10 protein-coding genes are annotated in these 12,499 nt (G+C 51.7%); 1 reads left to right on the top strand and 9 read right to left on the bottom strand.

The features are described 5' to 3' along the window. Positions 1-31: 31 nt before the first annotated feature. Both IPQ00_07615 and IPQ00_07610 read right to left on the bottom strand, forming a co-directional pair. Entirely contained in the window at positions 32-1,006 is a 975-nt protein-coding gene (locus tag IPQ00_07615; GenBank protein ID MBL0240424.1) for a branched-chain amino acid transaminase, read from the bottom strand. Positions 1,007-1,264: 258 nt separating this feature from the next. Continuing rightward, a complete protein-coding gene (locus IPQ00_07610; GenBank protein ID MBL0240423.1) occupies positions 1,265-3,781 on the bottom strand; it encodes a PD40 domain-containing protein in 2,517 nt (838 codons plus the stop codon). Between the two features lie 301 nt (positions 3,782-4,082). On the opposite strand from IPQ00_07610, the gene lpxB reads away from it, so the two are divergent. Then, positions 4,083-5,279: a lipid-A-disaccharide synthase gene (gene lpxB / locus IPQ00_07605; protein MBL0240422.1), complete on the top strand. Its 1,197-nt coding sequence runs from the start codon at positions 4,083-4,085 to the stop codon at positions 5,277-5,279. Between the two features lie 45 nt (positions 5,280-5,324). On the opposite strand, the gene lpxD is transcribed toward lpxB, so the two are convergent. The 7 genes from lpxD to pdhA all read right to left on the bottom strand — a co-directional run bounded on the left by lpxD (position 5,325) and on the right by pdhA (position 12,240). After that, a complete protein-coding gene (gene lpxD / locus IPQ00_07600) occupies positions 5,325-6,338 on the bottom strand; it encodes a UDP-3-O-(3-hydroxymyristoyl)glucosamine N-acyltransferase (protein ID MBL0240421.1) in 1,014 nt (337 codons plus the stop codon). A 45-nt stretch (positions 6,339-6,383) separates the two neighbouring features. Then, positions 6,384-6,665, bottom strand: a complete 282-nt coding sequence (locus IPQ00_07595; protein ID MBL0240420.1) for a hypothetical protein — start codon at positions 6,663-6,665, stop codon at positions 6,384-6,386. Between the two features lie 66 nt (positions 6,666-6,731). After that, a complete protein-coding gene (locus tag IPQ00_07590) occupies positions 6,732-7,634 on the bottom strand; it encodes a DMT family transporter (protein ID MBL0240419.1) in 903 nt (300 codons plus the stop codon). A 907-nt stretch (positions 7,635-8,541) separates the two neighbouring features. Further along, on the bottom strand, positions 8,542-8,946 hold the full coding sequence (locus IPQ00_07585; protein ID MBL0240418.1) for a hypothetical protein: 405 nt from the start codon (positions 8,944-8,946) through the stop codon (positions 8,542-8,544). Between the two features lie 15 nt (positions 8,947-8,961). Further along, positions 8,962-10,224, bottom strand: a complete 1,263-nt coding sequence (locus IPQ00_07580; protein ID MBL0240417.1) for a pyruvate dehydrogenase complex dihydrolipoamide acetyltransferase — start codon at positions 10,222-10,224, stop codon at positions 8,962-8,964. A gap of 93 nt (positions 10,225-10,317) precedes the next feature. Then, positions 10,318-11,301: a pyruvate dehydrogenase complex E1 component subunit beta gene (locus IPQ00_07575; protein MBL0240416.1), complete on the bottom strand. Its 984-nt coding sequence runs from the start codon at positions 11,299-11,301 to the stop codon at positions 10,318-10,320. Positions 11,302-11,310: 9 nt separating this feature from the next. Next, a complete protein-coding gene (gene pdhA / locus IPQ00_07570; protein ID MBL0240415.1) occupies positions 11,311-12,240 on the bottom strand; it encodes a pyruvate dehydrogenase (acetyl-transferring) E1 component subunit alpha in 930 nt (309 codons plus the stop codon). Between the last annotated feature and the right edge of the window lie 259 nt (positions 12,241-12,499).

The raw sequence follows: 12,499 nt of genomic DNA, 5'->3' as shown, positions 1-12,499 counted from the left end.
ATCCAAAATGATGGAAAAACGACAGCCAGGGCTAGGAACCCGCTACACTTCCGCCGCTTTTTTCATCTTTAGAACGTACGAAGGTTAACCAATCTTTTCCAGACGGTGCAGGTCGTTCAGCCCTTATAACGCCGAAGAATTCTTCCTGAAGTCGTTTGGTGATCTCGCCACGTTTGCCCGAACCCACCGTGATCCTGTCCACAGTCCGAATAGGGGTAACTTCCGCAGCAGTTCCCGTGAAAAATAGCTCGTCTGCCAGATATAACGCCGCGCGTTGAATCGTGGTTTCGATGACTTCGATCCCGAGTTCGCGTGCGATTTGGATTATCGAGTCGCGCGTGATGCCGGGCAATATAGACGCACCGAGCGGGGGCGTGATCAGTTTTCCGCCATTGACCAGGAATATATTCTCGCCCGAACCTTCTGAAACATATCCACGATCATCGAGAGCGATGCCTTCAGAAAATCCGCCGAGCAACGCCTCCATTTTGATCAACTGAGAATTCATATAATTCGCTCCGGCTTTTGCCATTGCCGGCATCGAATTGGATGTAATGCGGGTCCAACTCGACACACATACATCTATTCCACTTTCTAGTGCCTCGTCGCCAAGATACTTGCCCCATTCCCAAGTTGCTATATACGCTTCGATCGGATTGGGGAAGGGGTTGACTCCAAAGGCAGGCTTCACCTCATCCAATCCGCGGAAAATGATCGGACGAATGTAACATTCGTCGAGACCGCTCTGGCGTATAAGTTCTACCGTAGAATCACAATACTCTTTTCGCGAAAAAGGCGATTCCATGCGGTAGATCTTGGCGGAATTGATCAAACGCTGCATATGTTCAGGCAGTCTGAAAACCGCCGGACCTTTCGCGGTGTCATAACATCGTATACCCTCAAAAACACTGGATCCGTAATTGACGACGTGTGACATCACGTGTATTCGGGCGTCATCCCAATCTATAAATTGACCGTTTTTCCAAACCTTCGGAGAAATTTTCATAATACTTACACCTTTTCCGGACGTAATCCTACCGGACTCCTATTTTTGAATTGACCGCATTCCAAGACAATTGCCGTTCACTGGCAAAGAATTTGACGTTTTAGACGGCCATTATGAGTTGGATCGTTACAATAAAAGAATAATCTAACCGCAATTTGTTCGCAATGAAACGATCAAGTTATCTGGTCTCAACCTTTTCCAATTAAAAAAGGAAGCGGAGTGTTCGCTTCCTTTTAATTAAAGTACGAAGAGCCAATATTACAAGATCTTAAAGAAACTTGTCGTGTCATCAAGCCTCGATGTGTACGCAACCCCGTCCAAAAATATAGTCACGATTATCGGTTGGTCACCGCCCATGTCCATTCCCTTATCAAGCAGGAAATCGATGGTGTAAACACCCGGAGCGACCATTACCGCATTCGATTGAATAGTTGTTGGCAACAAGCCGAATTCACCTACCCGCACACTTGTATTACCGACGATCGAATTTTGAGCGCCGGTCAGGTAAACTCGCAATACTGTCGCAGTCCGGCCCGGCGGTCTTATGCGTAGGGTGGTCACGGTAAACGGTTCAGTAGTGTGTACCCGATTAGTGACGTTTTCGATCTTTGCTCGACCTCCGGGGGCGATGATCCCGGCCACATTAAATATATCGGGCCGAGCCGGAACCAGCGTCACATCTGTCTTCATCTGAACACCATTGTTGTTCAACACCATCGAATAGACGGTTCCGGCCGACGATGACGCCAAGCTTGTCGGTAAAACGAATTCGATCTTATGACGTCCCACCGAACTCAATCCGCAGGCGACCCCATTAATAGTCAATGACACACCGCTCAATTCGATCGGAAGCGTGAAACTCCGTTCGAGAGATCCCACTGCCGTGCGGGCAACGATCGCTCGGTCAAAGCTGGCTTGGTAATTCATTATTGCCTGCATACCAGGTGCCAGACCGTGAACCGCTGCCGGCGTCTGAGGAGTCGGTGTCGGACTAGGTACCGGGGTTGGCGTCGGCGACCCGGACGGCGTCGGCGAAGGCGTCGGGGTTGGGGTCGGCGAAGGTGTCGGCGTCGGACTCGGTGTAGCCGTCGGGCTAGGGGTCGGCACTATCGTTGGCGAAACTGGAATGTTCGTCGCCCCTGTTGCGAAGTTCGCTGTTATCGACGACTGATTTGTCACCGTCGGGGTGACCATATAATAAACCTCAGATTGCAGGTCCGGATTACCAAGGCCCAACTCAGTCAATGCAAGATTGAAAACAAAGCGTTTCGATGAATTGCTCGTGATCGGCTGCGACGATGAGATAAACGATACCGGTACCGGAAACCTACTAAGTCGAGTAAATGTTGCAGTCGCAGCAGGCACTCCTAAAGGAAATGAATAAAGTTGTGACTGTCGTTCGGTCGTATTATTCAGGCCATCGACAGGGTTCGTCGGAATTGTGCCGTCAGGCTTTATGTTCATACGGGTTTCCAACATCAGAGTGGCCGGTTCACCGGTAATCCCATAATCTGTAAAGCCGGGGTAATGTAACACGTCCCCGCCCTGAGCTTGAGCATCTGCGTCGCTGCGAGATCCGATCCGTCGGAATGTGTTTGCTACGACGTCGTATAAATACAATGCAAATGAGGTATAGTTCGTTCCGCTGTTCTCATTTGCGAGGTCAGCATAGCTATCGAACGCGATGTATTTGCCATCACGGCTCATTCTACGTCCGAGGTCCAGAATGTTGACCGGATCGCCTAAATTTGTGGACGTTGTCGTCGTTACCTGTTTTTTAGTTCCTGCCGGAGCACCGGAAACATTAAGGTCTGCGTAAAATATCTCCTCATTGCGGCTTGCCAATGGGTTAACTCCGCCGGTCATCCCGACAATCGGATTGTCGCCCGTACTAGCAAAAGCTACACGGAGCCCATCACCAGCTATAGTCGGATTCTTGTTGTATATCGGATTAGAGATCTGGCCGCGAGGCGTTTTCGTTACCTGCGAAAGGGTCGCTCCGCCGCCAATGTTATCGGCCGTGCCGCGGGGCGAAATGCTGTGGACAAATGTGAAGATCTCGTCATTATCCTCAGCCGGAAAGGGGTTTCCAACTGATGGGACTAGATCCCGAGTCGAAACAAAGGCGATCGCCGAGCCATCATCACTTATACTGGCATCGTGATTGTCATCAGCGATGTATGCACCGGTTGTTGACGTTGCCGGCCGCGGTAATTGACTCGGAAGTGAATTCGTAACCCTAATAAAAGTTCCGCCCGCCAGATCTGTTAACGGAATCTCTTCGCCAGCCGAAAGATCCGCAACCGGAGCGATTGATGGTATTTGATATAGCCAGATCTCAGTATTGCCGTCACTCGTCAGCGGATTTGCACCTGGACTTGGGGACGGGCTTGGCGATGGACTCGGCGTTGGCAATGTGTACGTGTTGCCGTCAAAACTTCCCGGATTTGTCGCATCAGGTGTTGTCGGGGTGGAGGTTGTGGCATTGGATGAAAACGCGATCCACTTGCCGTCATTACTGATCACCGGACGCGTATTGACGATCTCGACGCGAATATTGTCGAAAGTAAGAGCCTTGGTAGTATCGATCAAGACACTCTTCGTATCCGTTAACTGAAATATTCGGCGTTGAGCGTAATCAAAAAGAAATATTTCCGGATTATAGTCCGCGTTTCGTGGGTTTTCCGTTGCCAGATTTCCACGCGACTCGAATACGACAAATCTGCCGTCACCGCTTATACCGCCCGCAAATGACTCGGCTCCTGAATTGGACAATTGCCCGATTACCGACTCGATTTGAGCCGAAACGGACACGGACATTGAAAAGATCGCTAATGCGAATAAAAGAAATGTACGACGAAAGGTCACAGACTCCTCCACCAAATAAAAACAAAATAAAAACAAATCGAGCCGAATGCTCTCAAACCACTATCCAAAACACTCAATTTTAAGCGCAATGGACGAGTTCTGCAAGGCACATATCGTCAATTAACGAAGTTATACTGTCTAATGCCTACCGTTTGATGCCACAAAGTGAACGCCGGGTTGTAAAAGTAGCTTATATCATTTAACAATAATGACTTACGTTAAGATGCCATTACCCAGATCCATAATGATAGTGGCCGGAGAACCGTCAGGGGATCGACACGCCGCCAAGTTGGTCGAAGCGATACGCCAAAGTGATCCTGAGGCGAAATGGGACTTCTTCGGTTCGGCGGGCCCAATGATGCGTGGTGCGGGTGTTGATCCCATAGTTGTTGCCGACGAACTCGCCATAATGGGCATTGCCGAGATCGGTTTGGCACTTCCGATGTTCCTGTCGGCATTTCGTGCTTTGCGAAATGCTGCCGTTACTCGGCGGCCGCAAGTTGCGATCCTCGTCGATTTTCCCGAATTTAACCTTAAACTCGCTAAATCGTTGAAGAAACGAGGGTTCACCGTTGTCTATTATATATCTCCACAAATGTGGGCGTGGCGACAATACCGAATTCGAACGATCAGGCGGTATGTTGACCTACTATTGACGATCTTGCCCTTTGAGAAAGAGTGGTACGCCAAACTCGGCGTCGATCACGTAGAATTTGTCGGAAATCCGCTTGCGAGCGAAGTCCACCCCAGTATGGACCGCGACAAGTTTTGCAAAAAGCACTCTTTGAATCCTGATCTTCCGATCATCGCGTTGCTTCCCGGCAGTCGCCGAAAGGAGATAGTCCGTATCTTGCCGGTGTTGATCGAGGCCGCGGCCGAGATGATTTCACGCGGTGATGGGTATCAGTTTGTGATTCCCATCGCCCACGAGAGACATCTGTCAGATGTTTCAGCGGCTATCGATGATGCCAAACTGATCGGTAGGATTTTGCCGGATGTTATCAGGGTCGTAACCGGTGAAACTTATGATGCATTGAATGTTGCGGATGTCGCAGCGGTGACGAGTGGCACGGCAACGCTCGAGACGGGCATCATCGGCACACCGATGGTTATAGTTTATAAGACCTCAAAGATCAATTTTTCGCTGATCACGCCATTGATCAGCGTCGAGCACTTCGGATTGATCAATCTAATAGCCGGCGAGCGTATTGCGAAGGAATTAATTCAAAAAGACCTCACGCCTTCGATATTGTCTGTAGAGTTGGAGCGTTTGATGGATCCAGATGTAAATAAGGAAATGAGGACAAAATTGCGTGATATCGCGGCAAAACTTGGTCCCGGCGGAACTTCTGAGCGGGCGGCCTCGGCAATCCTGCGACTGATAGCTTCGCAGCGTTCCGATTGACGACTTAGACCGTGTTCTGAACTACGCTGAACTGCGACTAAATAACTATTCTTCATTTCGTTCGATCTTATCGATCCTCGACCGTAGCGACTTCAGTTCGTCCTTCATTCGTCCTAACGACTTAACGTGGGCGTTTTGGCGTTTGTATTCGTCGAGCGGTTGCACGGGCGTTCCCCACCATACGCCGGGCCTCACGATCTTTCCGGGCAATACGCCGGCTTGTGAACCGATCACGGCGCCGCTTTGAACGCGTGCGTGATCGCCCATCCCGACTTGGCCGCCGATCACACAATTGTCCTCTATGACGGTACTGCCCGAAATACCGGTCTGCGCGGCGATCACGCAATGTTTGCCAATGGTCACGTTGTGTGCGATCTGGACGAGATTGTCGATCTTGGTGCCTTCGCCGATGCGGGTTTCGCCAAGAGCACCGCGATCTACGCACGAATTGGCGCCGATCTCCACATTGTCTTCGATCACGACGGTTCCGATCTGAGGAAACTTGACGTATCGATCTCGGTCGCGTGCAAATCCAAACCCGTCAGTGCCGATAACGACGCCGCTGTGGAGAATGACGTCGTTGCCGATGGTGCAATTGTCTTCGACGAAGACTCCGGGATCCAGAGTGCAGCGTGCCCCGATCTTTACGTTGTCGCCGATGTGTGCACCGGAACGGATCTGGCACCCGTCACCGATCGACGATCCGTCGCCGATCGTTACCAAAGCACCGACGTACACACGTTCACCGATGATCGCAGATCTTGAAATTATAGCGGTCGGATGTATTTCGGGTTCGCGTGTTTTGGCAGGATGCAAAACTTCGCAAGCGATCGCGAATGCGAGTCTTGGGTCTTTAACAAAAATAACGGCCGCGGCCGAAACATTGGCTCCCTCGATCGCGAGCACGCATCCGGCGGCGGTGACCACGTTGTCAGTCGTTGTGGTAAAGGCGAGGCTATCTGCGGACGCCGCGGCGATGTCGGAGCCATGGTTTATTTCGACATCTCGGTCGCCTTGCAGGGTTCCGCTAACCAGATCTGCGATCTTATCGGTCTTCATTGACTACAAGTTACAGTGTTTTGCAAGAAATGTCAGCAGCGGAGTTCAAGCCTTTTCGGCGGCGTTGACGATATTTTGCAGAAAGATCTCAGAACCGGTAATCTCGATCCCTTGCTCCGTCTCGAGTCGCCGCAGAAGCGGTGCCGAATCGCTATCAATAAAATCGAGGTCGGCAATGTCGATAAGTATGCTGTTTCCTGTCTCGGATCGCTGTTCAGATGCCAGGCGCGACAGCAGTACGACGTCTTCGGCAAACATCTCGCCCTCGACGCGATAGGTGGTCACCGCGCGTTCGACGTCATCGATCTGTGTGATCTGTGTAGGCATTTAACGAGTCTATATAGTACGCCATTTTACGCGATCTGCGTTATAAATGTTTCGGCGACGAATCATCTAGGCTACTGAGTGCTTAAACCTTCGGGTGACAAGGTAAACGCCGGCGAAGATCAGCAGGGCAGAAATAATAAATGTGACCCCGATACTCTCACCCAGAAACATCCACGCCAGCGAAAACCCGATCAGTGGTTGCAGATAGACAAACACCGCGACCATCGACGGATCGACCTTAGATAGAGCCATTGCGTTCAGCAGATACGGGGCGGCGGTCGCTCCGATGCCAATCCACAGCACTATGAGCCAGATATGAGTCGGGACGGCGGCGATGTCGATCGTTGACAACGACCAGAGCCCAAGCGGTATGCAGGCCACGCAGGCGAAGATGAACACCCACATCATCGAGCGAAAGACGCCGTTACGCATTATCGCGCCTTTCGAAGTCGCGACGAAAATGCCATACGCGAGACAGTTGATGACTATAAAGATGTCGCCGAGAGTTGTCTGCGATGAGAATGATGCATTGCGTGGATCGATCAGGATGATCACGCCGATCGCGGCAAGGGCGATGCCGATGATCTTGATGCCCGTCAGTCGTTCAAATCCTGCGACCGAACCGATTATCAATGCAAAGACCGGTATCATAACCGCCAAAAGGGAAGTGTTCGAAGCCGACGTAAGCGAAAGCCCGCTTATAAAAAACAGTTGATTGATCACGATGCCAAACAGACTGAGTAGAGCAAATCGCCAGTAGTCACTCTTGTCGCGCAGCCAAAATCTGCCGCGAAACGATTGGATCCCGATCAAAATTATCGCAGTGATCGTAGTCCGCATACCGACCAGGGCGATCGGCGGCAACACTGCCAGCACGACCTTGCCGATCACCGGCAGCGAACCGAATAGAAACTGAGCCACGAGCAAAGCCGCGAACGGGCCAAATGATTTATCTTGCTTACTTTCCAAGCTAAGAGAGTAACACCAAGCCGTCTCACAAACGAAAAGCCCGCTTCCGTGGCGGGCGTCTCAGTTCGTATCGTAATAAATTGCCACTAGCTTCAGCTAGTGGACTGCGCTCTAAAATGAATCTTGGGGCTTTAGCCCAACATTCGGCTAAAACCGAGGGATGCCAGAGATGCCCGAACCACCGGCTAAAGCTAGTGGCAACTCATCAAAGCGAAATAGCCCGTAGACACGGGCTTCGTAAGCTGCGAAGCTGCGAAATAGCCTTAGCGACACGTGTAGGCGTAGCCGAAACGTGTAGACAAGCACCACCAACCGACCCAAAGCGTGCGTAGCATGCGACATATGCCGTGTGTTCCACACACTCGACCAAATCACGCATCATTACCCCATGTTCCGCTCCGCTCCACATGGGGCTAAAGCTATGCCGTCCGCTCCGCGGACTCGGGTCTGTAAACAAAAAAGGAGGCCGCAAACACAGGCTTTTCTTCATTCCCGTCCCTGAAAGGGACAAACATAATAGCCCAGGGTGAAACCCCGGGGTCCGGATGTATAGCGGTTTCCGTCCCTGAATGGGACGAATATCGGTGCGGTTTTGTTGCTCCCCTTCTGGGAGCGATCAATTATTTGGCTTCTTTCGTAGGGTTTCACCCTACGCTATTATATCCGTCCCTGTCAGGGACATAAGAGTCACGCCAACCGCATCGCGGTCGAATGACTGTAGCCGTGGGTGACAACCCACGGAACGTGTGAGCAAAGGAATCTTGCCGCGTCAGCGGCAATTGAATCAACCGTTGATATTCAACCGTCGCTGACGCGACGAGATCGTTCTATCGAATCTACCGTGGGTTATCACCCACGGCTACAATCACACCGTCGCTCCGCGACGAAAACTCTCGCTAAATTTTTGTTATTTGCGGTCGGTACCCTTATATTCTTCTTCTTTTGGGATTGGCTGGAGTTCGTTCTCATCAGGGTTGTCGGGATTGTACCAAACGATGCCTCGCGGGTATTTGGGGCGGACTTTTGACTCAAAGACGTTTTCATAGGTCTTTCCGTTTACGTTGAATGTGTATGTGATCATGTAGATCGAATTCCCATTTCCGTCGTAAACCTGAATGAATTGGGCGTCTGCTTTCTCGTGCCGTTCGATGGGACTGTTGTGAAGTGAATATTTCGACCACTTCAAGTATCCCGCGACTCCCAAACCGATGACCGCAATAACCGCGAGTATCCCGAACCTGACGCCGATTAGCCGCCACTTACGCGACGTTTCGCCCGCGAATGAACCATCCTTGTAATGTTCATCAAACATATCGAGTCTTGATTACTACGCCGACATCATTCCCGGGTTTTCTAGCATTTGCTTGAAGGTTTGGAGGAATTTGGCGCCCGTGGCGCCGTCGATTACTCGGTGGTCGCAGGACATGGTGACGTTCATGATGTTGCGGATGACGATCTGGCCGTCGCGAACGACGGGAACCTCGGCCGCTCCGCCGACGGCGAGGATGCCGGCCTCGGGCGGGTTGATGATCGCGGTGAACTCTTTGATGCCGAACATGCCGAGATTTGAGATCGAGAAGGTCGCACCGGTGTATTCCTCGGGCTGCAGCTTTTTCGCCTTCGCCTTGGCGGCGAGGTCTTTGATCTCGGCGGCGATCTCAAGAAAGCCTTTCAGATTCGCCCCGCGAATGACCGGCGTGATCAGGCCTTCGTCGATAGCAACCGCGACGCCGATATCCGCCTGCTCGTAGAAACGAATATTCGTGTCCTGATACGAAGCGTTGACGAAAGGATGTTTGACGAGTGCCATCGCCGACGCTTTGACAACGATGTCGTTAAGGCTGATCTTCTCGGCCTCGGAAACGCTGGCGTTCACAGCTTTGCGAAGAGCGACCGCGTTGTCCATCTCGATCTCCGTCGTCAGATAGAACGTCGGGATCGGGCCGATCGATTCCGCCAAACGAGTGGCGATGATCTGCCGCATCTTCGAGGTTGGCTCGTCGGTATACGCGGACGCTCCGACAACGGTTGATGCGGTGAATGTTTTAGAAGCAGGCTTAGCTCCCCCGCCGCTCATAGCTTGCTCGATGTCTCGCTTGATAATGCGGCCGTTCGGTCCACTGCCGTTAATGGTTTTGAGATCGACACCATTCTCTGCCGCCATCCGGGCAGCGATCGGCGAAACGATAAGGCGACCGGTCGACGCAGCCTCAGCCTTAGGCTTTTGGTCTTCGGGCGTTGGCAGAGATGCTGCCGGAACTTTCTCCTCGACTTTCTGGGCGCCCGCTGACGCAGGCGTTTCTGACTTTGCCGGGGCAGACGACGCGGCCAATAGAGCGGAGATGTCGTCACCTTTGGCTCCGATGATCGCGATGGGCTCTCCCAGTTTGGCCGTATCGCCGGCCTTCTTGATGATCTTGAGCAAGGTTCCGGCCTTCAAAGCCGTCATTTCCATTGTGGCTTTGTCGGTGTCAACCTCAGCCAAAGTCTCGTTCGCTTCGTAACTGTCGCCTTCGTTCTTGACCCAGCGAGCGATCTGCCCCTCATCCATTGTGGGCGACAGTTTCGGCATTAAAAAGTTCTCAGCCATATATTTGTGAATAGTGAATCGAAAATAGTAAATAGTGGTTTGCTCGTGAGTAGGTCAAAACCTGCGATCCCGTCACGATCTACGATCAACTATTTACAAATAACAAACTTCCTTAACGGCAGCAATGATCTTTTCAACATCCGGAAGCGCCAATATCTCGAGGTTGCGAGCGTACGGCGTCGGGGTTTCGGCCGCCGACAGGCGCTTTATCGGTGCGTCGAGATAGTCAAAAGCACTGTTCATCACCTGATAACTGATCTCAGCTCCCACTGAGGCGAACGCGTGCGACTCTTCGGTGATCACTAGCCGATTGGTCTTTTTGATCGAATTAACGATAGTGTCGATGTCGAGGGGCTTGATCGTTCTCGGATCGACTACCTCGACCGACACGCCATATTCCGTCTCCATACGCTCGGCCGCCTGCAGAGCGAGCGGCACTGTCATCGACCGTGCAACGATCGTGCAATCTGTGCCCTCGCGCTTAACGTCGGCGACACCAAGCGGTATCAAAAAGTCTTCGTCGTCCGGCACTTCGCCCTTATTACCGTACATTCGTTCCTGTTCGAGAAAGACGATCGGGTTGTCGTCACGAATGGCCGATTTGAGCAGGCCTTTGGCGTCGGCAGGCGTCGAAGGCATTACAACTTTCAACCCAGGGAAGTTAGCGTAAAGAGCTTCGAGAGCCTGCGAGTGTTGGGACGACACCTGGTATGCCGAGCCGTTAGGGCCACGAAAGACGATCGGTACCTTGAATTGGCCGCCCGACATATAGAGCATCTTGGCAGCGTGATTGATGATCTGATCTGACGCCAGAAGCGAAAAATTCCAGGTCATAAATTCGATCACCGGACGTAGCCCCGCCATCGCTGCTCCAACGCCCAACGCGGCAAATCCAAGTTCGGTTATAGGCGTGTCAACGACTCGCTTGTCGCCAAACTCTTTCCATAAACCCCTTGTAACCTTGTAGGCACCATCATATTCGGCGACTTCCTCGCCCATTATGAATACGTTTTCATCTCTTAAGAGCTCTTCTCGAAGAGCTTGATTCAAAGCATCGCGGATAGTTAAAACTGCCATAATAATCCTTTAAGCGTAAACGTCGGTCATTAATTCACTTTCATCAGGGAACGGGCTATCGTCGGCGAACTGAACCGAACGCTGAACTGCCTCGACCGCGTCGTTGTGAATCTTTTCGAAATCCTTGTCAGTAAGAACCTTTGCTTCTTTTAGACTGTCCTTAAAGAGAACGATCGGGTCGCGCTCCTGATAACGTGCGATCTCTTCGCGCGTTCGATAATTACCGGGGTCGGACATCGAGTGTCCCATATAACGATATGCACGAACCTCGAGCAGCGTCGGGGAACCGTCGTGCCGAGCCCTTTCGATCGCTCGTATCGTCGCATCACGCACCGCCATTACGTCCATTCCATCGACAAATTCGTTCGCCATCTCGTAGGCATCGGCTTTCTTGGCGATACTCCGCGAACTCATCGCTCTGGCTTGGGACGTGCCCATTCCGTATTGGTTGTTTTCACAAATGAAAATACAAGGAAGTTTCCATAGTTGAGCCATATTGAGCGACTCGTGGAAAATACCCTGGTTGACGGCAGCTTCACCAAAGAAACAAAGTGTCACCTGATCGGTACCCTTGTATTTGGCAGCATAGGACATACCCGTTCCCACGCCGATCTGCCCGCCGACGATTCCGTGACCGCCGTAGAATTCGTGTTCTTTAGAGAACATATGCATCGAACCGCCTTTGCCGCCGACGCATCCGCCTTTCTTTCCATAAAGCTCCGCCATAACACTTTCAGGTGTAAGGCCCTTGACCATCGCCTGGACGTGGTCACGGTATGATGTGATCACCATATCGGTCGGCTCGAGCGCCATTATCGATCCAATACCGATCGCTTCTTGTCCAATGTATAGATGGCAAAATCCGCCGATCTTACCCATTCGGTACACTTCGGCACATTTCTCTTCAAAGATACGGCCAAGCACCATCTGATATAACATTTCCCGCAGAAGCGTCTTGTCGGTACGCTTGATCGACTCGAGTTGCGAGGCTTTACGCTGCTGATACTCGGCTTTCTCTAGTTCTATCTGGGCAACGTCGATGGCTCCGCTTTTCTTCGCGGGGTCGTCCGACGGCTTTCCATCTCCATTCGTCGAGGCCTTCGATTTCTCGGACTCGGCTTTTTGACGTGTTACTACTTTTGGCAAATCAAGTTCCTCCGTACTACTATAAGGGTGAAAATCAATCAACGATGACAAA

Origin of the sequence: Chloracidobacterium sp., assembly GCA_016720705.1 — a bacterium.
Taxonomy (GTDB): domain Bacteria; phylum Acidobacteriota; class Blastocatellia; order Pyrinomonadales; family Pyrinomonadaceae; genus OLB17.
Note: the sequence above shows the minus strand (reverse complement) of the source record. Positions and strands in the feature narration are given on the sequence as shown.

Bases quoted from the DNA above. Each gene is read 5' to 3' on its own strand.
- IPQ00_07615 (MBL0240424.1), bottom strand. From the start codon at position 1,006: ATGAAAATTTCTCCGAAGGTTTGGAAAAACGGTCAATTTATAGATTGG.
- lpxB (MBL0240422.1), top strand. From the start codon at position 4,083: ATGACTTACGTTAAGATGCCATTACCCAGATCCATAATGATAGTGGCC.
- lpxD (MBL0240421.1), bottom strand. From the start codon at position 6,338: ATGAAGACCGATAAGATCGCAGATCTGGTTAGCGGAACCCTGCAAGGC.
- IPQ00_07595 (MBL0240420.1), bottom strand. From the start codon at position 6,665: ATGCCTACACAGATCACACAGATCGATGACGTCGAACGCGCGGTGACC.
- IPQ00_07585 (MBL0240418.1), bottom strand. From the start codon at position 8,946: ATGTTTGATGAACATTACAAGGATGGTTCATTCGCGGGCGAAACGTCG.
- IPQ00_07580 (MBL0240417.1), bottom strand. From the start codon at position 10,224: ATGGCTGAGAACTTTTTAATGCCGAAACTGTCGCCCACAATGGATGAG.
- IPQ00_07575 (MBL0240416.1), bottom strand. From the start codon at position 11,301: ATGGCAGTTTTAACTATCCGCGATGCTTTGAATCAAGCTCTTCGAGAA.
- pdhA (MBL0240415.1), bottom strand. From the start codon at position 12,240: ATGTTATATCAGATGGTGCTTGGCCGTATCTTTGAAGAGAAATGTGCC.